The organism is Corynebacterium freneyi (assembly GCF_030408835.1).
Taxonomy (GTDB): Bacteria; Actinomycetota; Actinomycetes; order Mycobacteriales; family Mycobacteriaceae; genus Corynebacterium; species Corynebacterium freneyi.
Window position 1 is genome coordinate 2262467 of the sequence record NZ_CP047357.1, and the last position, 24649, is coordinate 2287115.

Sequence of the window (24649 nt, forward strand, 5' to 3'; positions counted from 1 at the left end):
CCAGTTCAACTGCCAGGGCAAATGCTTCTTTACTCTTCTCGAGAAGGCGAGCACAAGTTGGGTCTTTTTCATTCTTCTTCACCCGGACGATTCTACTCGACAGGAAGCCACCACCGGGCTTTCGGCCGTATTAGCTGCTGGCCTAGGCGACCAGGAAAAACCTCACGCGCAGCTTCACCCCGCTAGATACCGTAGGAGACGTACGTCACCCCGGAGATGGCGCTTGGGGAACCGCTGGCTAGCTGGCATGCCACCACACCTCATTCCCTGAGATCTACGCCGTACCTAGCTTGACGGCTATGGCATTCACGCAGGAAGAGCGCTTCGGCGCCCACGAAGACCAGATTGACAACCTCACCGAAGCCATCGAAGCACAGCAACGAACTCTCGACGTCCTCATCGACGCAGTCAACAAGATGCGGCGCACCGCAGGGCTGGCCCCGCTCGACATCGTCGTCTCCGAGGACGAGTAGTGGCCACGAAGGAAGAGCGACGTCAAATCGCCGAGAAGAACCTGGCCGAACTGCACGAGAACATCGCCGCTGCCGTCGAAACGATGCAGACACCGGAGGGCTGGAAGGCATGGCTGGACATCACGTCCAGCTTTCCGCAATACAGCCTCAACAATCAGCTCGCACTGCTCAAACAGTCGGTAGACCGTGGAATCAATCCTCGGGCATTCGCCAGCTTCCGCCGGTGGAAGGAGGCCGGTTACCCCGTCCAAAAGGGGCAGCAGTCGTTTCGGGTCCTCGGCCCCGTACTGAAGAAGAGACCTCATGATAAGGAATCCGGCAAGCCCCTCACCGACGGTGAAGCCGACAACCGTGATTCCTCGACAATCGTGTGGAAGCGCGTTCCCGTCGCATTCAAAGCCGTGCCTGTGTTCGAGATCAGCCAGACCGAAGCGGCCGAGCTGACGCAGATTCCGGAAGAACTGGTGCCCGAGAAGCTCACCGGGCTGGCCCCAGACGGTCTCATTGATCGGCTGACGGACTATGCCGCTTCCCACGGCACGCCCGTGGAGTACCAGCCACTCGCCGAACTTGGAGGTGCCAACGGCTACTTCCGTGCCGACCATGACGGATCCAACCGAAAGATCGTTGTTGGGACTGACCTGGATGAAGCCGCCCGTGCCAAGACCCTTATCCATGAGATCGCACACATGCGTCTTCATGTTGGCAACCAGGGCATGTCCCGGTCGACGCAGGAGATCGAAGCAGAGTCCACCGCCTACGTTGTCGCAGCCCAGTTCGGCCTCGACACCAGCCAATACACCTTCCGCTACGTAGGCGGCTGGTCGGGCTATGACGCCGACGCGATCAGGGAAACCGCCCAGCGAGTCATCGACATCTCCGGCGAAATCACCGACGCAGTGCGCGTAATTGAGGAGACCAGCACCAATGATGCCGCCAAAGAACGCGCCATCGACCTCACCTCCCGCACCGAGGCCATCGCCGAGCGGGCAACCGAGACAGCGGATTCGCTGGAGGCTGCACGGGCCGGCATCAGCCTCGCGGACAGCGCTGAGTACCCTGCCGCAGCCGTGCGGCAGTCCGCATACAGCGCGGCCGCGCACCATGGTCTCGGAGTCGCATCAAAAGTCCTTCACGACGGCACGCTGAGCTTCACCCGCGACGACGCCGCCAATCTGACAGTGGAGATCAACGAGGACGCTGGAGGTGTTCGGCTCAGTTGGACGAGCTACGACTGGGAACCGCACGGAATGGAGTATCAGCGCGAGTGGGAGCAGTCCTTGTCATCCACCGACGCGCTCGACTCGATCAGAGCTACGGTGCGATCGTGGGCAGCTGAGTCCAACCCCATCGAGACGCGTGGGATGGAGGACATCGACGAGCTCGCGGCCGCGACGTCGAATACACCGGCAACCGCGACCGAAGACCCCGTCTTCACGACCGAAGATGTCGCTGACGACGAGACACTGGACGATGAAGGGGCGATCCACAGGGGAAGCTTCATTCTCCGACGGACGGCACATCCCAGCGGGCGTATAGAGGTAACCGACTCATCCGGCAATGTGCACAACACGGCGATGATTGCCGACCTCACCAAGATCCGCCAACTCGTCGACGTCTGGCAAATCGATCGAAATCTCATCGACCAAGATCACCTTTTGCTTAGCGCACCCGACCTTCAGTTGGAGCAGATGACGTTCTCCAAGGACTACTCAGAGCAAGCTCAAATTGCGCGACGCATTTACGACAATCGGACTAACCGGCCAGGAGTGATCCACAGTGCCGGCACGTCAAAGCCGACTGTCCCCGGCCCTGCCGACGTCGGACTGGCTCCCGTTGAACTCGCCGAATACGCGCGGGATTACCGGCTCTTCCGGATCTGGGGTGCGCAGCCGGGATGAGGTACCAAGTATGAGGATCGGGACCCACCACAAGATATAGGGGTCCCTGGTGCGAAGATGAAAGCTCCTACACAACCATCTTTCGCCCCGAGGACCTATGCCCGATTCTACGTCTCTTATTGCTGACACCATCATCCGGACCGTTGAACTCGGCCTGACCATCACGGGCGCCGCGATCGATGAGCGCCACACGTGGATCACCTGCCGCCCGGTGGAACAGGATGCCTCCTGCCCGGCCTGCGGTGACGAAGGCCGGCTGCGTGATCACCGGATCCGTGAACTCGTGGACCTGCCCGTCGTCGGGCATCCCACCCGGTTACGGATCCGGCTACCCCGGTTCACCTGCACCAACACCGCCTGTGCGACAAAGATCTTTCAACAGCAACTCGTGTGCGCGAAACCGAAATCCAAGCTCACCGACCGCTGCACCCGCTGGATCCTCCAGCGCCTGGCGATTGACCGCATGAGCGTTGCCGCGATCTCGAAGTCCCTGGACATCGGCTGGGACCTGGTCAACCAGGTAGCCCTCGAACAGGCCTGGGAGCTGATCTACGCTGACCCCACCCACCTGGCCGGAGTCCGCGTCCTGGGGGTCGATGAGCACAAATGGAAACACCGCCGTGGCGACGGTACTCCCGGTTTCGTCACCGTCATCGTCGACCTGACGCCGAACGTGGACGGCACCGGGCCCGCCCGGCTGTTGGACATGGTGCCGGGCAGATCCGCGGAGGTGCTGCGCCGCTGGCTCGCCGCCCGGGAGAAGTCCTTCCGCGACCGGGTGAAAGTCGTGGCGATGGACGGATTCGCCGGCTACCACACCGCCACCACCGAGCAGCTGCCGAAGGCGAGGAAGGTGATGGACCCGTTCCACGTCGTGCACCTGGCCGCCGACAAGCTGACTATGACCCGGCAGCGGATCCAACAGGACACCTGTGGGCATCGCGGCCGGTCAGGGGATCCCTTGTACGGGGTGCGTCGGATCCTGCTAACCCGGATGGGACTGCTGACCGACAGGCAGAAAGCGAAGCTGGACGCGGTGTTCGCTGATGAGCGGCACACGGCTGTGGATGTCACGCACTGGACGTATCAGGACATCATCGCAGCCTATGAGCATCCTGACCGTCGGGTCGGGAAGAGGTGGATGTACAAAATCATGTGCCGGATCCGGAAAGATCTCCCTGCCGGGGTCCAGGAGCTGGGGCAGTTGGGCCGGACGATGTGGAAACGACGGGCCGAGATCCTCGCGTACTTCGACACCGGCGCTTCCAATGGCCCCGTCGAGGCCATCAACGGACGGTTGGAGCACCTGCGTGGCATCGCACTCGGGTTCAGGAACCTCAACCACTACATCTTGCGGTCACTGATCCACTCCGGAGGGTTCCAGGCCAAGATCAACGCACTCTAAAACCGGAAGGGCCGGTTATCTGTGGAACTCCGCAAAGCTCCGCCATGGGTCGCCTCGACAACTCACTCACGCCGCGGCGGTAGCCATGCTCGTCGTCGGAGCGATCGGTTTCGCCGTGGCCACGCTGCTGGCATGAAGTCGGCTGTTCGTCTGCTGCGTGGAGGCTAGCTGCCCCATCGCCAGTCGGGCTCCGATCCCTCTACCGGGAGTTCTGATCTTTACATGACGTTGGTTAATAACCGCTCGACGGCTTGCCTCCACCTAAAAAGGCGAGATAGAGCGAGACGGAAAACGAGCTATTCCTCTAGCTCAATATCAAGGCCAATGAGTTCAATACCCATCAGGCGACCGTCGGTCGACACATCAATAGCGCCGGCCATTTCCCCGTCCTCCCAGCATAGCTGAATATTATGGGAAAACTCAGGGTCCCCCCTCAACCCCTCTAACGTCACCGAAACGCAGCCATCCTGCATGACCACCTTCGCGAGAAATTCAGTCTTCATATCACGCCCTCTTGAATACAAGGATAGTCACAACCCAGGCATTATCATTCAAGGAGACAACGATTCTGCTCTTTTGATCCGTGATCTGCCACGTGTTGTGCCTCTTGTCCCAACGATAACTCTTCGGATTAGAGACCGCGTCCTCGACCATCGACTTCGAAACGCCCCTCTTCCGCATCCGATCCAACGCGTGGGGCGTGTAGCCGGCAATGTAGCTCGGCGGCCGTGCCCCATGAAGGGGAACGACTTGAACGTCACCCCCTCCAAGGGCCGACTGCACGGAAGGCGCCGCAGCTGCAAGCTCCGGTACAGGTCTCGCACTCGCAATGGGCGAGACCAGCGATCCGATCACGAAAGCACAAACCACGGCGGAGATCATCCGGCGCATTCTCATAGCTTCCTCCATAGGTTTGAATGAGCACTACCTTGGTGCCGAGCGTGTCATAGGTAATTCCACTTGTCTATGAATCCCTTACTGACGGGGGGGTGATACACCCCTCCCCGTGGATGACCCCATGCCCAGCTTTCACCCGCCGAAAACCGGCCCACATCGCTTAACCAGGGGCAACGCTGACCTCAAGGCCCAGACTCACCGACTCAGAGTCGCGCTACTCATGCAAGTACCTAGACACTCTCGGCGGGGGGGGGGAGAGACAACTCCGTCCCACCTAACGGCTCGGCCTTCTGGAATCACCGCCACCCGACATCGAGAGCCGGACTGCCGCCGAACAGTCGGGCAGATAGCCATCGTCAACCGTCCATCAACCCCTGCGATCGCTCTGCATCCCGAGCAGCGGCGACCAAGGGGCGTATAGCCCGGGCAGTGCATACGGGCACTTCGGAGCCCCTTTCGCCCCCGCGATCTCTGCGACAATGGGATACGACAATAGGGACCGCACGGGAGGCGAAGATGGCCCACGCGATGCACCGCAGGACGGCATCAACACAGATCTGGTCAGCATGCTGATCGGCTACGCTCGTGTGTCCACCGAACGCCAGGACCTCACCGCACAGCGGCACGCCCTACTGGCCATCGCCGCCGAACTCGCCAGCCGCGAAGTCGCCCTGAGCCTCGGCGGTACCGTCTACGATCCCACCGATCCGGTCGGCAAGCTCACGTTCACGACGCTGGCCATGGTTGCGGAATTCGAAGCGGATCTCATTTCGGCACGCGCAAAAGAGGGCATGGCGATCGCCCGAGCTCAAGGCAAGCTCAAAGGCCGGCAGCCGAAGCTCACCGCGGCCCAACAGCGTCACGTCCGCGAGCTGGCTGCCGATGGACGGCATACCCAGTCCGACATCGCCGAGCTGTTCAGCGTATCCCGACGAACTATCGGGAGAATCCTGTTGGACCGAAAACGAAGAAGACCCCTACCAGCGTTTCCACTGGTAGGGGCTTTATCTTAGTAGCGGGGGCAGGATTCGAACCTACGACCTCTGGGTTATGAGCCCAGCGAGCTACCGAGCTGCTCCACCCCGCGTCGACTGCTTGAACACCGTAACACGGAACCGAATGATTCCATAATCACGCCGCTCGCAGCGGGTGCCGGCCACACGAGATGTTCTCTCGCCGACCAACGGGAAGTAACACTAGCACCGAGCCCCGACGCTTGGCCAATCCCCTGGTCAGCGCGGTGCACGTGCTTCACGACGACCGCCGGCGGGCACCCCGGCGAGACGATTGACCAAACGCAAAACCGGGCCGCACCGGGGAAGGAAGCCCCTCCCACGTGCGGCCCGGTCGTCGCAAAGCAACCGGCGGCGGCTACTGGCCGTTGGCCTCCTGGTAGTCGGCGACCGCCTTGTCCAGATCCGCCAGCGCCTGGCCCTGGGCGGCGAAGTCACCGTTTTCCTGGGCCGTCTTCAGGCGATCGAGGATCGTGGAGATGCGGGCCGCGGCTTCGTCGCGCGCGGCCACGTCGACCTCGCGCTCGGCCTCCGGACGGGCCTTGCCGGCCTCCTCCTCCGCCGCATCGTCGTCGGTGGCCTCGTCGTCGGCGACCGCATCCTCCTCGCCACGCTCCCGCGCGACATCGCTGGAATCGATGCCCACCTGACGCAACGCCTCCGACACCGTCGGCGCATAACCGACCTCACCGCGGTACGACACCAGAATGCGCAGCAGCTTCGGGAACGCCGTCTCCTGCCCCTGACGCTGCGTGTACACCGGCTCGACGTACAGGATCTCGCCATCGCCGACCGGCAGGGTCAGCAGATTGCCGTTGGTCACCACGTTGGTGCCCTCCAGCAGCGTGCGGTCCTGGGCGACCTCATCGGCGGACATCATCGTGTCCTGCGCCTGCTTCGGACCCATCGTCTGGGTGTTCGTCGGCAACGCGCGGATGGTGATGCGACCGTAGGTCTCCGGATCCGACGACACCGTCATATGCGCCGACAGGAACTCGCGCTCCAGACCACGGAAAGCGGAAATCAGCTGGAAACTCGACTTCCCCGTCTCCGGGTCCGCCGCCACCACGTAGTACGGCGGCTGCGACAGACCCTGATCCTCCGGGGCCGTCGGGTCGTTCGGCACCGACCAGAACGCGTCGTTGGTGAAGAAGATGCCCGGGTCGGACACGTGGTAGCGGGCCATCAGCTCACGCTGGACCTTGAACAGATCCTCCGGGTACCGCAGGTGATCCTGCAGCGCATCGGAAATCTCCGACTTCGGCTTCACCACATCCGGGAACACGCCCTGCCAGGCCTTGAGCACCGGATCATTCTCGTCGAACTCGTAGAGCTCGACCGTGCCGTCGTAGGCGTCGACCGTCGCCTTCACCGAGTTGCGGATGTAGCTGACCTCACTGTTGGGCAGCGGACGCGACGTGCCGTCCGGGTTCAGCGAATCCTGCGTCGCCTCCTGGAGGCTGGTGCGTTCCGAGTACGGCATCGACGCCAACGTCGTGTAGCCGTCGACGATCCACTTGATGCGGCCGTCGATGACCGCCGGGTACGTGCGGGTGTCCGTGGTCAACCACGGGGCGACCTTCTGCACGCGCTCGCGCGGATCACGCTCGTAGATGATCTTCGACTCCGGGCCGACCCGCTCCGACAGGAGGATGTTGACCTCCTGGTAGCGGGTGGCGAACACCAGACGCTCGAACAGGTTGCCCACGCTGACGCCGCCGGCGCCGTCGTAGGTGAAGTTGCGGCCGTCGGCGTCGTACTCGTAATCCGTGCCGTCGCCGGAACCGCCGACGATGGCGTAGTCCGCATCCGAGTTGGCGATGACCGGCCCGTAGTAGATGCGCGGCTGCTCCAGCTCCAGGTTCATGCCGTTCGGGTCCTCCGACTCGAACAGGTCCGCCACGGTGTACAGCGGGTAACCGCCGCGGGCCGAACCGGCCTCCGCCGCGACCTCGTCGACCCGGTTGGCCGGAGCGGCGACGAAACCGTTGCCGTGCGTGTACACGGTGTGGCGGTTGATCCAGTCATTCTGGTTGCCCTGCAGGGTCTGCGGGTTCATCTCGCGGGCGGCGACGACGAAGTCGTGCATCTCCCCGTCGACCTCGTAACGGTCGATGGACAGCGACTCCGGGAAACCGTAGAAGTTCTTCAGCTGCCGCTGCTGCGTGAACGTCGGCGACAGCACCTCCGGGTCGAGGATGCGGATGTTGGCCAGGGTGTTGGTGTCGCGGGCGATGGACTCGGCGCCCTCCTCCTGCGAGGCGGCGTCCTCCTCTTCCTCGCCCGGCACGCCCCAGTCACGCTCGATGGTGACCTTGTCGTCCGTCAGACCGTAGTGGTAGCGCGTCGACTCGATGTTGCGGGCGATGTACTCCCGCTCCTTCGCCGCACGGTTCGGCGACACGGAGAACTGCTCGATGATCAGCGGCCACGCCACGCCGATGATGCCCGCGGAGACCAGCATGAGCACCGTCGCCATGGCCGGGATGGACAGGTTGCGAAGGAAAATCGACGCGAAGAACGCGCCGGCCACGACGATCGAAATGACCAACAGCACGATCTTCGCCGGCAGCAGCGCATTGATGTCGGTGTACGAACCACCCGTGAACGTCTGGTGGCGGTTGCCCAGCATGTCGTAGCGATCCAGCCAGTAGGCCAACGCCTTGAGCAGCATGAACACGCCGGCCCACGACGCCAGCTGGGCGCGCGCGGCACCGGAGACGCGGGTTTTCTCGCCGACCGTCGGATTGCCCGCGCGGATGCCGCCGAGCATGTAGTGCGTCACCAGCGACAGCAGGAACGCGACGATGACCGTCAGGACGGCGGTGTCCACCAGGAACCGCCAGAACGGCAGGTCGAAGGCGTAGAACCCGAGGTCCTTGTGGAACTGCGGGTCGGTCTCGCCGAAGCTCTCCCCGTTGAGGAAAAGCTGCACCGTCCGCCACGCCGACTGCCCCACCAGGCCGGCGAACAGACCGAACACCACCGGGATGCCGATCAGCGCCGGCTTGTGCGACGACTCGATCATGCGGCGGTAGATCGCCTGCGGGCTCTGCGGATCCAACGGCCCCGGGTCATCGGGGCGGTGGCGCCAGGCCAGCCACATCGACAGGAAGACGACCGCGCCGACCACCGCGCCGACGAGCACGAACAGGATGATCCTGGTCACCCATGCCGTGGCGAACACGCCGCGGAAACCCACCTCCCCGAACCACTGGAAGTCGACGTAGACGTTGACGATGACGGGGACGAGCAAAGCAAGGATCGCGAGGATCATCACCGTGGTGGCGAGCCACCCCGGCCTCGGCATGCCCGTGCGGCCCAGTCTGGTCGGGCTTGTGGACAAGGGGTCTCCTAGTCGTTACGGGTTGTGCAGTCTCCCCTACTCTATTGAAAAACCCCCTGGGGCAAACCCCGGGTCCGCGATGTTCGCCGAGGGCCGCCAGACTTTCCCCGTCCCCTCCCCCGAGGCGCCCCGCGCGGGCCGTCGCAAAGCAACCCCGAACCCCGGACAGAAAGGCGCCACCATGCCCGACGCACGCACCATGTCCCCGCAGGCCCTCAACCGCGCGGTGCGCGAAGCGGTCGACTTCGTCCACGCCGAAGGGTGGGACGCGCCGCCGACCCTGTTCGCGCTGGTGCCCACCGAACTCGTCGCCGACGCACTCGACCCGGACCTGCTCGACGAGTCGCCGCTGACCGTCGTCGTCCAGGAGGATCTGCCGGAGGGCATCGACGGCGGCTCGCCCGAGCTGTCGGACTTCATCGCCCGCACCTCGTGGCCGGAGGGCGTCGTCGGTGCGGTACTGGCGCAGGAGATCCTCATCGTCGCACCGGAAGACGCCGACTCCGTCGAGGGCCTGACCCTGGAGGAGGTGCGCGCGTCGGCGGGTTCCGGGGCCGCGCGCCAGGCCCGGCTGTTCACGGGAGTGCTTGACGACGGCCCGTCGCTGACCCTCATCCAGCCCCGCCCCACCGACGCCGAATTGGCCGAGAAGGGCCCGTTCGCCGAGGACGACGTCGAGCTGCGGTCCGGCGAGGGCGTGGCCGATGGCGTCGTCGCCGCGCTGAGGTCGACGTTTTTGGCGTAGGCGGCGCCGGGCCACGAATTCGGCCTCCGGGACCGCGTGACAGGTGCACGGCCAATGCAACGTTTCCCCGACCACGGTTGACTTAGCCAAACAAAAGGGGTTTCATAACGGGCAGATAACGCCGCCGAAGCGCACCGCCACCGCCCCTTCCGGGCACCGCACCCCTCCGGGGACGCGAATCGGCGTCGCAAAGCAACCGTCGCGCACCCGCCCACCCGAGGCCACGCGCACCTCCCGACGAAGAGGACACCACATGAAGCCGACCACCGCCCGCCGCACCCTCACCGCCGCCGCAGCCGCGCTCACCGCCGGCGCCGCCCTCCTCCCCGGCACCACCGCGGCGGCCAACCCCAACGGCGAGTACGTGGCCTTCGGCGACTCCTTCGTGGCCAACCCCGGCGCCACCGACGAAGCCAACGGCACCGGCCGCCCCGGCCACGTCTGCCCCGTGTCCACCACCAACGTCGGCCACAACGTCGCCGCCCAGCTCGACATGACGCTGCACGACTACACCTGCAACGGCACCGTCGCCTACGTCCCCACCACCCCGAAGCAGCTCGGCGGCTACGTCGACACCGCCATCAACAACGGCCACGTCAACCACAACACCAAACTGATCACCATCGCCATCGGCGCCAACGACGCCATGCAGGCGTTCTGGGCCCCCAACGAAATCCAGGACGACATGTACCACCAGGCGGTCACCGGCACGATCAACCGCCTCAAGGAGCACGCCCCCAACGCGCGCGTCATGGTCATCGGCATGCCCGAGATCATCTCCCGCGACGGCGAGCACTACATGTGCCCGGTCAACGTCTTCGGCAACGCCCCGCGGGTGCCCGCCGCCCCGGCCCGCATCTTCGAGGACAACCTGCAGGCACGGCAGGCGCGGGCCGCCGAAGCGACCGGCGCGACGTTCATCAACCTGAAGGACGTCTCCAACGTCGACGCCGCCATGTGCGGCCCGGACGGCGAGCGCCACGTGTCCGCGTTCGTCGACTCGGACACCGCGAACTACAACATGCCGAACCACCTCACCCACCATGGCTCCCGCGTCGTCGCGACCCAGGTGGCCGACGCGTACCGCGGCTAGGACGCGCGGCTCGGGTCGGCTCGGGTTTACGCCCCTCTATTCTTGCCGCCCCTTTCGCCTTCTGGTCCGCTCCCGTTTGTCCGGGGCGGGCCTTTTTGCTTTGCGACGCCCACCGGGAGCCCACTGGCGCCCTCCCGACCCCACGAATGTGCACCACAGCCCTCCCAGCGCACACTCGTCAAATGTGAAGCCCGCCAAACCCCACGAATGTGCACCACAGCCCTCCCAGCGCACACTCGTCAAATGTGCTGCCCCGCCGGGAGGCTGCCGGCACCCGATTGACGCCCGCCGAGCCCACCCACGCGCAAACCACGGGTCAAAAACACGGGGTCGACCAGCCTCACTCCCAAACCACGGGGTCCAAACTGCGGGGTCGATCCGTTTTCGGCCTTAAACCACGGGGTCGACACCGACCCCGTGTTTTGGACCCCGTGGTTTGACTGCAGGGTGATGGACCCCGTGGTGCGGGCAAAGCGTGGGCACGGCCAAAGCGTGGGCAAAGCGTGGGCACGGCCAAAGCGACGTGCGGCGGCACCGCGTAAAGACGAGCGGCGACACCGCGTACGCGTAAACGAGCCACCCACCACCTGAATACAAAAGAACCCGCCCACCGTTTCCGATGAGCGGGTTCCGAGTGGAGCCGCCGGGAATTGAACCCGGGTCCTCCGCCAACTCGCCAGGGCTTCTCCGTGCGCAGTTCGCGCGTGGTCTCTGCTCGGCCCTCCGGTTCAGTCGAACATGACCGGATGACGGGCCCAGCCGCAAGTATGCGTCCCCGCCGACCCTTGCGACCAAGTCGGCGAGCAAGCCCCACTAAACGATGCCAGGGTCCGGATCAGAGGCCTACCCGGTCTGACAGACACGCGGTCGCTGAATTAGGCAGCGAGGGCGTAGTCGCGCTGAGTGTTCTCGGCGCTTAATTGGTTGCTGCGACGCTTGCGGTGGTCTCCAGCCTGCACCGGCACGCTTCCCCTGGCTCACCGTACGGAGTCGAAACCAAGTCGGCCCCTCACGTTCCCACCGGAGGGGATGCTGCGTTGCCCCGGCGGGATAGACAAGGGTAACGCCGTGGTTCGGGGGAAGTCAAGGCCCGGTGCACCTCGGAGACGGTGCGTCGCGCCCTTCCCCGGCTCGGTCACCCCTTGATGCCCTTGATGCGGCGGCCGAGTTCGCGGGTGATCTCGCGCTCCTCGGTGCGGCGCTTGATGTCCTGGCGCTTGTCGTAGTCCTGTTTGCCGCGGGCCAGCGCGAGTTCGACCTTGAGCCGGCCGCCCTTGAAGTACAGCTTCAGCGGGACCAGGGTGTTTTTGCCGTCGCGGGTTTTGCCGATGAGGGAGTCGATTTCCGCGCGGTGCAGCAGCAGTTTGCGGTTGCGGCGCGGCGAGTGGTTCGTCCAGTTGCCGTGGGAGTATTCGGGGATGTGGAGGCCGCGGAGCCACACTTCGCCGTCGTCGATGGTGGCGAAGGCGTCGTTGAGCGACGCGCGCCCTTCGCGCAGGGCCTTCACCTCGGTGCCGACGAGCACCACCCCGCATTCGTGCGTTTCCAGGATGGTGTAGTCGTGTCGGGCCCGGCGGTTCGTCGCGATCACCGGATTCGCCGATGCGCCCTTCTTGGACTTCTTCTTTGCCATATCCCGCGCCATCTTAGTCCCTTGCCCGTCGGCGACGGCGATCGCTCCTTCCGCGCCCGTGCTTGACGACGGCCGTTCCTCTTACGGTCCGGCGAACCTCTCCCCGCCGCCGTTATGGCGGCCCGCTCTCGATGGCGGGGTGCCCCGCCGCCGTTATGGCGGCCCGCTCTCGATGGCGGGGTGCCCCGCCGCCGTGATGGCGGCCCGCTCTCGATGGTGGGGTGCAGGTTCCATGGAGTTGGGCGAAGGTCAGCTGAGTTGGACGTCGATCAGCGTGAATCGGTGATTTGAGTTCACCCTTTTGGGTACTTTGGAACGAACCATCCGGGGACGAAGCCTCCGCAGGATTTGCCTCTCTTTCCCCGGACCACGACGACGGTGCCCCCGAACCCAGGAGCGACCATGACCACCGACGCAGGCAGACGATCCCCGCACCAGGGCCGGGGAACGACGGCCACCGCCGCAGGCGACGACCGAAATGACGGCCCCGAGAAGCCGAAGGGATTCCTCGCCACGCTGGAACGGGTGGGCAATGCCCTGCCGAACCCGTTCTGGTTGTTCGTCATATTGGCGGGCGTCGTCATCGTCTCGTCGTGGCTGGGCTCCATGGCCGGCATGTCGGCCGAAGACCCCGGCACCGGCGAGGTCATCGAGGTCCAGAACCTCATGACCGCCGAATACCTGCAGAAGATGGTCACCGATGCGGTGGACAACTTCGTCACCTTCGCCCCGGTCGGGCTGATCCTGGTGTGCATGCTCGGCGTCGCCGTCGCCGAGTACTCCGGTTTCATCGGCGCGGCGATCCGCTCGGCGGTGGCCAGGGTCCGCTCCCCCATGTGGTTGACCTTCGTCGTCGCGCTGGCCGGCGTCACCGGTTCGATCGCCTCCGACGCCGTGTACGTCATCCTCATCCCGCTGGGCGCCGCCGCCTTCCGCGCGGTGGGCCGCAACCCGATCGTCGGCGCGATGGTCGCCTTCGCCGCCTCGTCCGCCGGCTTCAACTCTTCGCTGGTGCTCAACATCACCGACGTGCTGCTGGCCGGCATCTCGACGACGGCCGCCCAGTTCGTCGACCCCGAGTACGTGGTGTCGCCGCTGGCGAACTACTTCTTCTCCATGGCCTCGGCGGTCGTGCTGGCGATGATCATCACCGCCGTCACGGAACTGTTCATCGTCAAGCACACGAAGAAGACGATCGACGAATCGCAGATCAACTACGAGGCCGCGGCCTTCACCACGCCCGGCAACGGCGACGACACCGACGACTCGGCCGGCTCCGAATCCGCGGGCACGTCGTCGGAAAGCAACGGCGAGAATCTCGGCGAGACCCGCTCGAAGGCGGAGCTGCGCGACGAACTCGAACTCGATGCACGCGAAATCGGCGCCCTGAGAATCGCCGGATTCGCGGCGCTGGCCACCGTCGCCGCATGGTCCGCGCTGCTGTTCATCCCGGGGTCCCCGCTGCGCGGCGAGGGCGACGGCATCCTCAATTCCCCGCTGCTCACCGACATCGTGGTGCCCATCGCGCTGCTGTTCGCCATCACCGGCATCGCCTACGGCATCGCATTCGGGTCGATCCGCGACTCCTCCGACATCCCCGGCTTCATGGAAAAGGGCCTGTCCACGCTGACGGCGATGATGGTGCTGTTCTTCGCGGTCGCCCAGTTCACGTCGTACTTCTCGTGGTCGAACCTGGGCCAGTGGACGGCGATCAAGGGCGCCGAGCTGCTGACCCGGGCCGACCTGCCGCCGCTGGTGCTGTTCGCCGCACTGGTGCTGATGGTCGCCGCACTGAACCTCTTCATCACGTCGGGTTCGGCCCAGTGGGCTCTGATGGCCCCGGTGGTCGTTCCGATGCTGATGTACGTCGACATTGCGCCGGAAGTGTCGCAGATGCTGTTCCGCATCGGCGATTCGCCGTCGAACATCATCACCCCAATGTCGCCCTACTTCGCGCTGGCGCTGACGTTCCTGCAGAAGTACTACAAACCGGCGGGCGTCGGCACGCTGATGTCGCTGGCGATCCCGTACTCCATCGCGATGCTGGTGGGCTGGTTCGCGTTCTTCGCCATCTGGTACCTGCTCGGCATTCCGCTCGGACCGGGCGTGCCCGTGCGCTGACCGAGCCGGGACTTTCCTTCCCGCCCCTTTTCCTCCCTCTCCCTTCCTTTCTCCCCTCCCTCCTTCCCCGGCGCCGCCAACCCCGGCAACCGCGTTGCCCGACGAGCCCCCGACGGCCCGCACCGATTCACGGTGCGGGCCGTCGTCATGCGGAAACCGGGTTTCTCCCGGGCGACCACCGCTCCTGTGCACTCCGGCAAGCGTCGAAAAGCCCGGAAAGCCCCCGAAGTGACTCCGGGAACGCTCCGGAACAGACTCCTGGTAAACCCCGGAAAGCACCGAAAAATACTCGCCGAAGACAGGTAAATACCCCCACCTAACCCACCCAGTGCCACCCCTATCTTCATAAGTTCGATGCGCCTAAGTTAGATTACCAACCATGACTCACACCATCGAAGAAGGGAAGCGCCTGCCGTGACCATCCGATCCACCGCCCTCAAGGCGGTCGGCGCCGTCGCCGCCGCCGCACTGCTGCTGACCGGCTGCTCCTCCGCCGATTCCGGCGCCTCGGGCGACTCCGACGCGCTCGAGGTGTACGCCACCACCGGCTACCTCGCCGACGCCGTCGCCAACATCGCCCCCGATGCCGAGGTGACCACCATGGTCGGCCCCGGCGGCGACCCGCACACCTACCAGCCGTCCACCAAGGACATCGAGACGATCAACGCCGCCGACGTCGTGTTCTGGAACGGTCTCCACCTGGAGGCCCAGATGACCGACCAGCTGTCCTCCCTCGGCGACCGCCAGCTGGCCGTCGGCGATCAGCTCCCCGAGGACATGCTGCTGGACTGGCCGGAAACCGACGACGAGGGCAACCCGCTGCACGACCCCCACGTCTGGAACAGCCCCGAAGCGTGGACCGAGGTCGTCGGCCTCGTCGCCGACAAGCTCGCCGACGTCGACCCGGACAACGCCGACGAGTACCGAGACAACGCCGAGGACTACAAGGGCCGCATCGAAGAGGCCGCCGCCGAGGCGCGCGAGAAGCTCGCGGACATCCCCGAGCCCCGCATCCTCATCACCGGCCACGACGCCTTCAACTACTTCGGCGACACCTTCGGGCTGGAGGTCCGCGCCACCGACTTCGTGTCCACCGAGGCCAAGCTCAGCGCCGGCGAACTGTCCGAGCTGGCCGACCTCATCGCGGAGAAGAAGGTCCCGGTGATCTTCCAGGACAATCAGGCCAACCCGCAGGCGATCACCAGCCTCAAGGAAGCCGTGCGCTCGCGCGGATGGGACGTCGAGGTCTCCGACCAGGAGCTCTACGCCGATTCCCTCGGCGCCGACGCCGGGGTGGACACCTACCTCGGGGTGTTCTCCCACAACGTCGACGCCGTGGCCGAGGCGCTGGGGAAGGCCTCCCGATGACCGCCCCCGCATGCGAGGCCATCGGACTGTCCGTCGCCTATGATTCGGCGCCGGTCCTGCGCAACGCCGACGTCACCGTGCCCGCCGGCGTGGTGATGGGCATCGTCGGCCCCAACGGCGCCGGCAAGTCCACGCTGCTCAAGGCGATGCTCGGGCTCATCCCGCCGCTGACGGGGCGGTCCCTGTTCTTCGGCGAACCCCTCGCCCGGGTGCGCGACCGCGTCGCCTACGTGCCCCAGTCCGCCGGCGTCGACTGGGATTTCCCGGCCCAGGTGTCGTCGGTGGTGCTCATGGGCACCTACGGCCGCCTGGGATGGTTCCGGCGGCCCGGCGCGGCCGAACGCGAACGCGTCGCCGTCGCCCTCGAGCAGACCGGGATCACGGATTTGGCCGACCGTCAGATCGGCGAGCTGTCGGGCGGCCAGCGCCAGCGGGTGTTCCTCGCCCGCGCGCTCGCCCAGGACGCCGACCTGTTCTTCATGGACGAGCCGTTCCAGGGCGTCGACGCGAAGAGCCGCCGGGCGATCGTCGACGTGCTCCACGGGCTGCGCGAAAACGGCAAGACGGTGGTGATGGTCCACCACGATCTGGCCACGGTCACCGAGTTCTGCGACTGGGTGACGCTGCTCAACCGCAGGGTCGTCGCCTCCGGCCCGGCCGCGGAGACGTTCACGCGCGAGGCGATCGCCGAGACCTACGACTTGACGGAGGGATTCCTCCGATGAGTTTCGCGGTTTTCTTCGCCGACCACACCTACCGGATGGTGTTTTTCGGCACGGCCCTCATCGGCCTGGTCGCCGGTGCGCTGGGGTCGTTCGCGTATCTGCGCAAGCAGTCGCTGGTCAGTGACGTCGTGTCGCATGCGGCGTTGCCGGGCACTCTCGTCGCCTTCCTCGTCGCGACCGCGATTCCGGGGTTGAGCGGCCGGAACATGATCGGGTTGATCATCGGCGCGGTCGTCGCCGGGGCGTTGGCCGCCTGGTACGCCAATACGGTGGCGGAGACGTCGAAGATCCGCATCGACACGGCGATGGCGGTGACGTTGACCGTTTTCTTCGGTGCCGGCATGTTGCTCATGCGCATCATCACCAACCGGCCGTACCCGGACAAGGGCGGCATCCAGGATTACCTTTTCGGCAATGCGTCGGTGATCACCCGCGCGGATCTGCTCACGTCGATCGTGGTCGGTGCGCTGGCCCTGGTGCCGATGCTGCTGTTGTGGAAGGAGTTCCAGGTCCGCACCTTCGATCCGGTGTATTCGTCGGTGCTGGGTTTCAAGGCGGGGATCATCGACGGGATCATGTTCACGTGCATCGTCGTCGCCACCGTCATCGGAGTGAAGGCGGTGGGGCTGGTGCTCATGGTGGCGTTCGTGGTCACTCCTCCGGCTGCCGCGCGGCAGTGGACCCGCAGCTTGCCGACGATGGTCTGTCTCTCGGCGGCCATCGGGGCCGTGGGCAGCGGCGTGGGAGCGTACTTGTCCATTGCCCTGGGGAAGGTGCCGACGGGCCCGTTGATCGTGTTGACGTTGTTCGCCATCTTCCTGGTGTCGATGCTGTTCGCGCCGAGGCGCAGCGTGGTCACGAAGGCCGTGACGCGCGCACGTGGCCGGGCTTCCCTGGCCCGCGAGCTGCGGGCGGAACAGGCCGATCACGCCGATCATCCCGGTCACGAGAGTGACGAGAATGACCCGGCCCGGATCGAGGCAGCGAACGGGATGCGGCGGGAGGTGGCCCGATGAGCTTCGTCACCGGAACGTTGCTGCTCGCGGTGGTCACGGCCCTGGCGTGTGCGTTGCCCGGCGTGTACGTGGTGCTGCGCCGCGATTCCATGCTCGTCGACGCGATCGCGCATTCGGTGTTGCCGGGCATCGTGGTCGGCTACTTCTTCACCCGCAACCTGGATTCGCCGTGGCTGATCCTCGGCGCGGCGACGGCGGGGTTGATCGTGGTGTTGGGCAGCCAATGGCTCACCGACTCCGGTCTCATCACCGGCGATGCCCCTCAGGGCCTGGTGTTCCCGGCGTTGTTCAGCGCGGGCGTGATCATGGTGACGTTGAATTTCGCCAACGTCCACCTGGACACCCACGCGGTGTTGGTCGGCGACCTCAACCTGGCGGCCTTCCGTCATCTGACCGTCGGCGGCACGTCGATCGGCCCGGAGTACCTGTACGTCATGCTCGCGGTGCTGCTGATCGACGTCGCGTTCCTCTGGGCCTTCCACCGTCAGCTGACGGTCACCACGTTCGACGGCCCCTTCGCCGCCAGCATCGGCATCCCGGTCAAGAGCGTCAATGCGGCGTTCATGTTCCTGGTGTCGGTGACCGTCACCGCCGCCTTCAACGCGGCGGGGGCGATCCTGGTCATCGCACTGGTCGTCGTGCCGGCGGCGACGGCTCATCTGCTGACCAAGACCCTGGCGTCGTTGTTCGCGGTCACCGCGGCGGTCGCGGTCGGCGGCGCCGTCGCCGGGTTCTGGGGCGCCTACGCCCTCGACGCCGCGACGAGCGCCGCCATGTCCGTCTGTTACGGAGCCATCTTCATCGCCGCGCACCTGTTCACGCGGATGCGGGTGCGGCGCTCGCGGCGCTCGCACCGTGCGCAGTCGGCGGGATCGCCGGAGTTGACGGAGTCTCTCAGCCGCGCGGCGTGACCCAGATGGCGTCGGTGGCGGTGCGGCCGAGCGGCAACGCCACGCCTCCCGCGTCACCGGCGCCATCTGCACTGTCTGCACCGTCTGCGCTGCCCGCGTCATCCGAGCCTGCTCCGTTGTCGAGGACGATGACCTCCACCGAATCGGAAAAGGGCGCCCCGGGGCGCAGCTGCAGCTCGGAGCCGACGCCGATGCCGTGTCCGGCGAAGAATTGCAGCAGCTCCGGGTCGTCGTCGGAGATCCGCTCCACGGTCACCCGCCGGCCCGTCTCCACTCCGGTGAGCACGACGACGCCCCGCAGGGTCGGGTCCCCGCCCGCCCGGGGGATGGGGTCGCCGTGGGGGTCGCGTTCGGGATGGCCGAGCTTGTCGTCGATGCGGTCGATCATGAACTCGGAGACGGCGTGTTCGAGGGATTCCGCCTCGTCGTGGACCTGGTCCCAGCGGTAGCCGAGCACCTCCACCAGGAAGGTCTCGAGCAGCCGGTGCCGGCGCACCATCTCCAGGGCCAACGCGCGTCCCGCGTCGGTGAGGGTCACCGACCCGTAGCGTTGGTAGTCGACGAGGCCGAGGCGGCCGAGTTTGCGCACCGCGTCCGACGCGGTCGGCAGTTTCACTCCGACGCGTTCGGCCAGCGCCGTCGGCGACACCGGTTCGTCGTTCCATTCCTGCAGCGTCCACATGGCCTTCAGGTAATTCTGGAAGCTCGCCGACAGCCCCGACAGGTCGGGAACGTCGGGGGTCGGGGCCGCGCCGCGGTCTGCCCCGGAGACGCCGCCGGCCTCAGCGCTCATCGGACACCACGCCTTCGACCATGCGGTGCAGGGCCTCGCGGACGGTCGCCTCGTCGGCGCCGCCGGCGGTCACCATTTCCGCGCCGCGTTGGATGGCGGAGTCGATGAGCGGTTTGGCGGCGACGGCGACGGGCCCGCCGACGGCGTCGAGCAGTTCGTCCAGCACGGGGTCGAGGGCGCCGTGCACCTCCTGCACCCGCGGGTCCATGAAAGTCTCGGGCAGCTGTTGGGCGGCGACCATCAGGGCGCCGTGGTCCCCTTCGACGAACAGGCGGAAGGTTTCGTCGACGTAGACCGTCAGTCGCGCCAGCGGGTCGTCTCCGGCGGCGTCCATCGCGGTGGCGATGCCGTCGGTCCAGGTGGGGATGATGTCCAGCAGCAGTTGGACGACCAGGTCCTTCCGCGACTTCACGTACAGGTAGATGCTCGACCGGGCCAGGCCCATGGCTTCGGCGACTTCGGTGAGGGTGGGCACGTTGCCGCCGGATTCGTTGATCAGCCGTTCGGCCGAGGCGAGAAGCGCCCGATGCTGCGCGGCCCGGTGCTCCACGACGGTGGGGCCGGTGATCTTCGGCATGGCGTCTCCTCTCGGTCCGGGGCCGCCTGGGTCCGTTCCTCACCGTACCCCGCCTTCCGGCGGTTTCCTAAGGCTTGACGACGGCCCGGCCCAATTAGTCGATAAGCCTGATCGTGCCGGCGCCCTTCGCGTCGACGCTCTGCGGGCACAGCTCACGTTCACGACCATGACGTGAAATTCGCCTCGTCGCAAAGCCCTGAAGCGTCGTCGCGCGTACCCTTCGGTGACATGCCGAGCAAGAACGTGACCTTCACCGGATCCACCGGCCACACCCTCGCCGCGACGATCGACCTGCCCGACGGCGAGCCCCGCGCCTGGGCGCTGTTCGCCCACTGCTTCACCTGCAACCGCAAAGTGCCCGGCGCCGCGCGAACCTGCCGTGCGCTGGCCAAACAGGGCATCGCGTGCCTGCGTTTCGACTTCACCGGCCTCGGCGAATCCGGCGGCGACTTCGCCGACACCACCTTCCTGACCAACGTCGACGACCTCGTCGCCGCCTACGAATTCATGGAGGCCGAGTACCGGGCCCCGTCGCTGCTGGTCGGGCATTCCCTCGGCGGCGCCGCCGCGATCCTCGCCGGGCAGCGGATGCCGAAGGTCAAGGCCGTCGCCACCATCGGCGCCCCCTTCGACCCGGCGCATTCGATCTACCACTTCGCCGACGCCATCGGCGACATCGACGCCCACGGCACCCAGATGCTGTCCATCGCCGGCCGCGACATCCCCATCTCCCGCGAGTTCCTGGAAACCCTCGCCGAGATCAACCCGGAAACGTACATCCACAAGCTGCGCACCCCGCTGCTGCTGCTCCACTCCCCGACGGACCAGACCGTCGGCATCGACAGCGCCCAGAAAATCTTCCTCGTCGCCCGCTACCCGAAGTCCCTGATCAGCCTGGACAAGGCCGACCACCTGCTGATCAAGCCCGGCGCACCCCAGCGCGCCGCGGATCTGATCCGGACCTGGGCCGAGCCGTACCTGCCCGAGTCGGCGTAGCTTCCCGACACCGCGTGGGCCGCCCGCGGCCGATTCCCCGGACGCACGGGTCGGGGGCGTGGCAACATTGCGGCATGACCAAGCCCACCGAGGAGCAGCCGCCCCACCCCAAGCGGGTTTTCGACGACGACGCCTACCGCAACGAAGCCTTCCGCTACACCGGGGACGACGGCGAGCGGACGACCCCCGCCTCCGAGACCACCGCCGACGTCACCGAGGCGCAGCAGCGTCGACCGCACCCGGCCCCGTCGGCGGGCGCCCCGCGTTGGTACGCCCCGGCCGGAGTGGTCCAGGGCTTCCGCGCCCCCGTCGCCGAGAAGCCGGACGCGGAGGTGCTGCGCGCCACCGGCATCCCCTACGCCTACGCAAATCGCCACGAGGTTCCGCAGCCGCTGACCGAACTGCCCGACGGCATCGTCGTCGCCGACCGGCCGGGCCCGACCTGCCCGCAACGCCCCTCGCCGGCCGCGAAGAAGATCGCCCCGCACGCCCGGCCGCGCCACCACGACGAGCACTGCCAGCACCTGGCCCTCACCATTCCCGACGGCACCTCCCCCGACGCGAAATTGCCGGTCATGGTGTGGATCCACGGCGGCGCGAACATCTCCGGCGGCGGCGACCTGCCCCGATTCGACCCCTCGCAGATGGCGGCGGACAACAACGTCATCGTCGCGTCCATCACCTTCCGGCTGGGCGCGTACGGATTCCTCGGCGGCGGCGACGACCGTGCCGACGGCGTCCCGCCCGCGAACCTGGGGCTCATGGACATCCGGTCGGGGCTGGAGTGGATCCGCGCCAACATCTCCGCGTTCGGCGGCGACCCCGACCAGATCACCATGTTCGGCCAGTCCGCGGGCGCCGACCTGATCCTGGCGCTGATGGTCGTCGCCGGCGCCGACAAACTGGAGGCCTCTGGGCCGGGACGGCGGGACGTCGACAAGCCGTACGCGCCCCCGTTCCGCCGGGCGATCCTGCAGTCCCTCCCCTTCGGATTCCTCGGCGGGCGCACCCCCATGTACGACGCGATGGTCGCCGCCGCCGGCCCCATCGACCGGGCCACGAGCCACGACGACATCGCCGCCGCCGAGGTCCGCGCCACCGAGGCCGCCCGGTCCTTCAAGAACGGTCAGGCCATGCCGTGGGGCGTGCGCTACGGTGCGGCGCCGCTGCCGGACGAGTCGCTTTTCGACGCCTGCCTCGACGCCATCGCCGGGGACATCGACATTTTGCTCGGACATACTCCGCGCGAGTCGGCGCTGTTCCTCCACGACGCCCCTGAGGTCGCGCGTCTGAAGAAGGTGCCCGTCGCCGGCGGACCGGTGTTCGAGGGGATCCTGCGGGCGGTGACGAAGAAGACCTACGGCGGGTCGTCGGCGTTCGCGGAAAAGTGGGCCGCCGCCGGTGGCAAAGCCCTGCACTACACGCTGACATGGGGTGCGAAGCGCAGCAAGTACCGGTCCGCGCACACGTGCGACCTGCCGCTGCTGTTCGGCGACGAGTCCGCGTGGCGCGACTCCATCCTCCTGGAGGACCAGATGTGGACCGACGTCCGCCGCGACCGGAAGTCCATGCAGGCGATGTGGACGCAGTTCGCCAAAACCGGCGGCATCGCGCAGGTCCTCCTCGACGCCGCACCGTTCCTGACGGTGGAGAAGGTCGAAGCGACGTAACCGTCGGTGACGGGCCGGTGACGGGCCGGTGGCGGGCGGCGGCCACCGGGGTGCCGCCCGCCTACCCGGAGGGGGACCGCTACTCCAGTTCCTCGCCCGCTTCCATCCACCGCATCTCGATCTCCTCGCGCTCCTCGCGCAGCGCCGTGAGCTCCCCGTCGATCTCCGCCAGACGGGCGGTGTCCAGGTTGGCGACGTCCTCCGAGATCTTCGCCATCTCGTCGTTGAGCGCCGACTCCCTCTGATCCAACTTCGCGAGCTGCCGCTCGAGACGGTTCATCTCCTTGCGCAGCTCACGCTCCTCCTGCGAGGACAGTTTCTTCACCGAGTCGCCGGAACCCGCGGCGCCGGCTCCCCCGGCGCCGCCACCGGCGGGCGACGACGCGGACGACGAGCCGTCGTCAAGCGCGGAACCCGAACCCTCGCGCACCGGCGCCGCCCCGCCCACGCCCGCCGCGGCCATCGCACGACGGCGGCGAAGATACTCGTCGATGCCACCCGGCAAATTGGTCAGGCCACCATCGCCGAACAACGCCCACGTGGAATCGCAGACCCGCTCGATGAGGTAACGGTCGTGCGAAATGACCACCAACGTGCCCGGCCACCCATCCAGCAGATCCTCCAGCTCCTGCAGGGTGTCGATGTCCAGGTCATTGGTCGGCTCGTCGAGCAGCAGCAGATTCGGCTCCGACATGAGCACGCGCGTCAACTGCAGACGACGGCGCTCGCCACCCGACAAATCCCCGATCGGGGTGCGCTGGCGCTTCGGGGAAAAGCCCAGGCGCTCCGCCAACTGCGACGCCGACAACTGCTTGTCGCCGACCTCGATGTACGTGGCCACATCCTCGATGGCGTCGAGCACGCGCATGTCCAACGGCAAATCGTCGAGCTCCTGACGCAACCACCCCAGACGCACGGTCTTGCCCTCGATGCGCTTGCCGGCATCGAGCGGATGTGCGCCGGCCAGCGTGCGCAACAGCGTCGTCTTGCCCGAACCGTTGACGCCCACCAGGCCGATGCGTTCGCCCGGCGCCAACCGCCACGTCAGATCCCGCACCAGCTCCCGGCCGTCCGGCGCCGACAGCGTCGCGTCCTCCAACTCCACGACGACCTTGCCCTGGCGGCGCCTGGAAAACGCCATCAACTCCACGCTGTCGCGGGGAGCCGGCACATTGGAAATCAGCGCCTCGGCCGCCTCGATGCGGTAGCGGGGCTTCGACGTGCGGGCCGGCGCACCGCGGCGCAGCCACGCCAACTCCTTGCGCGCCAGGTTCCGACGACGCGCCTCGGCGGCATCGGCCTGGCGGGCACGCTCAGCGCGGGCGAAGGTCCAGTCGTTGTAGCCGCCGTCATAGAAATCCACCTGCCCGTCGTGGACCTCCCACGTCTTCGTGGCCACTGTGTCCAGGAACCACCGGTCGTGAGTGACCACCACCAACGCCGACCGACGCGCCATGACGTGGTCGGCCAGCCACTGCACGCCCTCCACGTCGAGGTGGTTCGTCGGCTCGTCGAGGATGAGCAGGTCCAGGTCCCGCACCAGCGCCGCCCCGAGGTTCACGCGGCGGCGTTCACCGCCGGACAGTTCCCCGACCTTCGTGTCCAACCCCAGATCATGAAGGCCGAGCCCGTCGAGGACTCCCCGGATCTTCGCGTCGCCCGCCCACTCGTGCTCGGCGACGCCCAGCGGGGCGATGACGCTGTCGAAGATCGTCGCCTCCGGATCCAACTCCGCGCCCTGCGTGACATGCGCCATGGCGAGGTCGTTGTTGCGCGACACGCGGCCGGAATCCGCGGGCTCGTCGCCGGAGAGGATCTTCAGCAGCGTCGACTTGCCGCCGCCGTTGAGTCCGACGACGCCGATCCGGTCCCCGGTTTGGACGCCGAGGCTGACGCCGTCGAGCAGGGTCTTCAGCCCAAAGGTCTTGCTGACGTTCTCCAGGTTGATCAGGTTCGCCATCTCGGC

The 24649-nt window shown here is 66.5% G+C and carries 20 protein-coding genes, 1 tRNA gene and 1 other RNA gene; 13 read left to right on the forward strand and 9 right to left on the reverse strand.

Features of this window, described 5'->3' with window-relative positions:
- The first annotated feature begins 299 nt into the window (after positions 1-299).
- From CFREN_RS10120 to CFREN_RS10130, 3 genes are all read left to right on the forward strand, one after another.
- A complete protein-coding gene (locus tag CFREN_RS10120) occupies positions 300-473 on the forward strand; it encodes a hypothetical protein (protein WP_209652153.1) in 174 nt (57 codons plus the stop codon).
- A complete protein-coding gene (locus CFREN_RS10125; RefSeq protein ID WP_209652152.1) occupies positions 473-2374 on the forward strand; it encodes an ArdC-like ssDNA-binding domain-containing protein in 1902 nt (633 codons plus the stop codon). Before CFREN_RS10120 ends, CFREN_RS10125 begins: the two co-directional genes overlap by 1 nt.
- A 97-nt stretch (positions 2375-2471) precedes the next feature.
- Positions 2472-3779 (forward strand): ISL3 family transposase, encoded by a 1308-nt coding sequence (locus tag CFREN_RS10130; protein ID WP_209652150.1) that lies wholly within the window; start codon positions 2472-2474, stop codon positions 3777-3779.
- Between the two features lie 296 nt (positions 3780-4075).
- On the opposite strand, the gene CFREN_RS10135 is transcribed toward CFREN_RS10130, so the two are convergent.
- Both CFREN_RS10135 and CFREN_RS12855 read right to left on the reverse strand, forming a co-directional pair.
- Entirely contained in the window at positions 4076-4282 is a 207-nt protein-coding gene (locus CFREN_RS10135) for a hypothetical protein (protein WP_209652148.1), read from the reverse strand.
- A gap of 1 nt (position 4283) precedes the next feature.
- Complete coding sequence (locus CFREN_RS12855) at positions 4284-4688, reverse strand: DUF4258 domain-containing protein (protein WP_353959589.1); 405 nt, start codon at positions 4686-4688, stop codon at positions 4284-4286.
- A gap of 467 nt (positions 4689-5155) precedes the next feature.
- Here CFREN_RS12855 and CFREN_RS10140 point away from each other — a divergent pair, with 467 nt between their 5' ends.
- Positions 5156-5689, forward strand: coding sequence for a recombinase family protein (locus CFREN_RS10140; protein ID WP_425321481.1), 534 nt, complete (start codon positions 5156-5158; stop codon positions 5687-5689).
- Here CFREN_RS10140 and CFREN_RS10145 read toward each other — a convergent pair.
- Positions 5690-5763: transfer RNA gene (locus CFREN_RS10145), tRNA-Met, on the reverse strand.
- Positions 5764-6047: 284 nt separating this feature from the next.
- Positions 6048-8999, reverse strand: a complete 2952-nt coding sequence (locus CFREN_RS10150) for a UPF0182 family protein (protein WP_209654546.1) — start codon at positions 8997-8999, stop codon at positions 6048-6050.
- A 217-nt stretch (positions 9000-9216) separates the two neighbouring features.
- On the opposite strand from CFREN_RS10150, the gene CFREN_RS10155 reads away from it, so the two are divergent.
- Positions 9217-9780: a PPA1309 family protein gene (locus CFREN_RS10155; protein ID WP_035119422.1), complete on the forward strand. Its 564-nt coding sequence runs from the start codon at positions 9217-9219 to the stop codon at positions 9778-9780.
- 253 nt (positions 9781-10033) lie between these two features.
- Positions 10034-10873, forward strand: a complete 840-nt coding sequence (locus CFREN_RS10160; RefSeq protein WP_070521617.1) for a GDSL-type esterase/lipase family protein — start codon at positions 10034-10036, stop codon at positions 10871-10873.
- Between the two features lie 632 nt (positions 10874-11505).
- Here the strand turns inward: CFREN_RS10160 and ssrA are convergent.
- Positions 11506-11882: a transfer-messenger RNA gene (gene ssrA / locus CFREN_RS10165) on the reverse strand.
- A gap of 126 nt (positions 11883-12008) precedes the next feature.
- Positions 12009-12506: an SsrA-binding protein SmpB gene (gene smpB, locus CFREN_RS10170; RefSeq protein WP_035120343.1), complete on the reverse strand. Its 498-nt coding sequence runs from the start codon at positions 12504-12506 to the stop codon at positions 12009-12011.
- Positions 12507-12908: 402 nt separating this feature from the next.
- On the opposite strand from smpB, the gene CFREN_RS10175 reads away from it, so the two are divergent.
- The 5 genes from CFREN_RS10175 to CFREN_RS10195 all read left to right on the forward strand — a co-directional run bounded on the left by CFREN_RS10175 (position 12909) and on the right by CFREN_RS10195 (position 18647).
- Positions 12909-14627, forward strand: coding sequence for an AbgT family transporter (locus tag CFREN_RS10175; RefSeq protein WP_209652143.1), 1719 nt, complete (start codon positions 12909-12911; stop codon positions 14625-14627).
- A 414-nt stretch (positions 14628-15041) separates the two neighbouring features.
- Positions 15042-15995, forward strand: coding sequence for a metal ABC transporter substrate-binding protein (locus CFREN_RS10180; protein WP_052053976.1), 954 nt, complete (start codon positions 15042-15044; stop codon positions 15993-15995).
- A complete protein-coding gene (locus CFREN_RS10185; protein ID WP_035120340.1) occupies positions 15992-16720 on the forward strand; it encodes a metal ABC transporter ATP-binding protein in 729 nt (242 codons plus the stop codon). The genes CFREN_RS10180 and CFREN_RS10185 overlap by 4 nt, the downstream gene beginning before the upstream one ends.
- Complete coding sequence (locus CFREN_RS10190; protein WP_070521622.1) at positions 16717-17736, forward strand: metal ABC transporter permease; 1020 nt, start codon at positions 16717-16719, stop codon at positions 17734-17736. Before CFREN_RS10185 ends, CFREN_RS10190 begins: the two co-directional genes overlap by 4 nt.
- Positions 17733-18647, forward strand: a complete 915-nt coding sequence (locus tag CFREN_RS10195; protein WP_209652141.1) for a metal ABC transporter permease — start codon at positions 17733-17735, stop codon at positions 18645-18647. Before CFREN_RS10190 ends, CFREN_RS10195 begins: the two co-directional genes overlap by 4 nt.
- Here CFREN_RS10195 and CFREN_RS10200 read toward each other — a convergent pair.
- The gene (locus CFREN_RS10200) at positions 18631-19440 is read right to left on the reverse strand and encodes a metal-dependent transcriptional regulator (RefSeq protein ID WP_209652139.1); all 810 of its coding nucleotides are present in this window, start codon (positions 19438-19440) and stop codon (positions 18631-18633) included. The two genes, CFREN_RS10195 and CFREN_RS10200, sit on opposite strands and share 17 nt — an antisense overlap.
- Positions 19430-20017, reverse strand: a complete 588-nt coding sequence (locus tag CFREN_RS10205; RefSeq protein WP_209652137.1) for a TetR/AcrR family transcriptional regulator — start codon at positions 20015-20017, stop codon at positions 19430-19432. The genes CFREN_RS10200 and CFREN_RS10205 overlap by 11 nt, the downstream gene beginning before the upstream one ends.
- Positions 20018-20245: 228 nt before the next feature.
- On the opposite strand from CFREN_RS10205, the gene CFREN_RS10210 reads away from it, so the two are divergent.
- On the forward strand, positions 20246-21013 hold the full coding sequence (locus tag CFREN_RS10210) for an alpha/beta hydrolase family protein (RefSeq protein WP_070521634.1): 768 nt from the start codon (positions 20246-20248) through the stop codon (positions 21011-21013).
- Positions 21014-21087: 74 nt separating this feature from the next.
- Entirely contained in the window at positions 21088-22683 is a 1596-nt protein-coding gene (locus CFREN_RS10215; protein ID WP_209652135.1) for a carboxylesterase family protein, read from the forward strand.
- Positions 22684-22762: 79 nt separating this feature from the next.
- On the opposite strand, the gene CFREN_RS10220 is transcribed toward CFREN_RS10215, so the two are convergent.
- The gene (locus tag CFREN_RS10220) at positions 22763-24643 is read right to left on the reverse strand and encodes an ABC-F family ATP-binding cassette domain-containing protein (RefSeq protein WP_209652133.1); all 1881 of its coding nucleotides are present in this window, start codon (positions 24641-24643) and stop codon (positions 22763-22765) included.
- Positions 24644-24649: the final 6 nt, after the last annotated feature.

What these genes read in the sequence shown, in the direction of transcription:
- CFREN_RS10130 (WP_209652150.1), top strand. Translation starts at nt 2,472, where the DNA reads ATGCCCGATTCTACGTCTCTTATTGCTGACACCATCATCCGGACCGTT.
- CFREN_RS10160 (WP_070521617.1), top strand. Translation starts at nt 10,034, where the DNA reads ATGAAGCCGACCACCGCCCGCCGCACCCTCACCGCCGCCGCAGCCGCG.
- CFREN_RS10175 (WP_209652143.1), top strand. Translation starts at nt 12,909, where the DNA reads ATGACCACCGACGCAGGCAGACGATCCCCGCACCAGGGCCGGGGAACG.
- CFREN_RS10150 (WP_209654546.1), bottom strand. Translation starts at nt 8,999, where the DNA reads ATGCCGAGGCCGGGGTGGCTCGCCACCACGGTGATGATCCTCGCGATC.
- CFREN_RS10120 (WP_209652153.1), top strand. Translation starts at nt 300, where the DNA reads ATGGCATTCACGCAGGAAGAGCGCTTCGGCGCCCACGAAGACCAGATT.
- CFREN_RS10140 (WP_425321481.1), top strand. Translation starts at nt 5,156, where the DNA reads ATGGGATACGACAATAGGGACCGCACGGGAGGCGAAGATGGCCCACGC.
- CFREN_RS10195 (WP_209652141.1), top strand. Translation starts at nt 17,733, where the DNA reads ATGAGCTTCGTCACCGGAACGTTGCTGCTCGCGGTGGTCACGGCCCTG.
- CFREN_RS10215 (WP_209652135.1), top strand. Translation starts at nt 21,088, where the DNA reads ATGACCAAGCCCACCGAGGAGCAGCCGCCCCACCCCAAGCGGGTTTTC.
- CFREN_RS10185 (WP_035120340.1), top strand. Translation starts at nt 15,992, where the DNA reads ATGACCGCCCCCGCATGCGAGGCCATCGGACTGTCCGTCGCCTATGAT.
- smpB (WP_035120343.1), bottom strand. Translation starts at nt 12,506, where the DNA reads ATGGCAAAGAAGAAGTCCAAGAAGGGCGCATCGGCGAATCCGGTGATC.
- CFREN_RS10190 (WP_070521622.1), top strand. Translation starts at nt 16,717, where the DNA reads ATGAGTTTCGCGGTTTTCTTCGCCGACCACACCTACCGGATGGTGTTT.
- CFREN_RS10155 (WP_035119422.1), top strand. Translation starts at nt 9,217, where the DNA reads ATGCCCGACGCACGCACCATGTCCCCGCAGGCCCTCAACCGCGCGGTG.
- CFREN_RS10210 (WP_070521634.1), top strand. Translation starts at nt 20,246, where the DNA reads ATGCCGAGCAAGAACGTGACCTTCACCGGATCCACCGGCCACACCCTC.
- CFREN_RS12855 (WP_353959589.1), bottom strand. Translation starts at nt 4,688, where the DNA reads ATGGAGGAAGCTATGAGAATGCGCCGGATGATCTCCGCCGTGGTTTGT.
- CFREN_RS10200 (WP_209652139.1), bottom strand. Translation starts at nt 19,440, where the DNA reads ATGAGCGCTGAGGCCGGCGGCGTCTCCGGGGCAGACCGCGGCGCGGCC.
- CFREN_RS10205 (WP_209652137.1), bottom strand. Translation starts at nt 20,017, where the DNA reads ATGCCGAAGATCACCGGCCCCACCGTCGTGGAGCACCGGGCCGCGCAG.
- CFREN_RS10220 (WP_209652133.1), bottom strand. Translation starts at nt 24,643, where the DNA reads ATGGCGAACCTGATCAACCTGGAGAACGTCAGCAAGACCTTTGGGCTG.
- CFREN_RS10135 (WP_209652148.1), bottom strand. Translation starts at nt 4,282, where the DNA reads ATGAAGACTGAATTTCTCGCGAAGGTGGTCATGCAGGATGGCTGCGTT.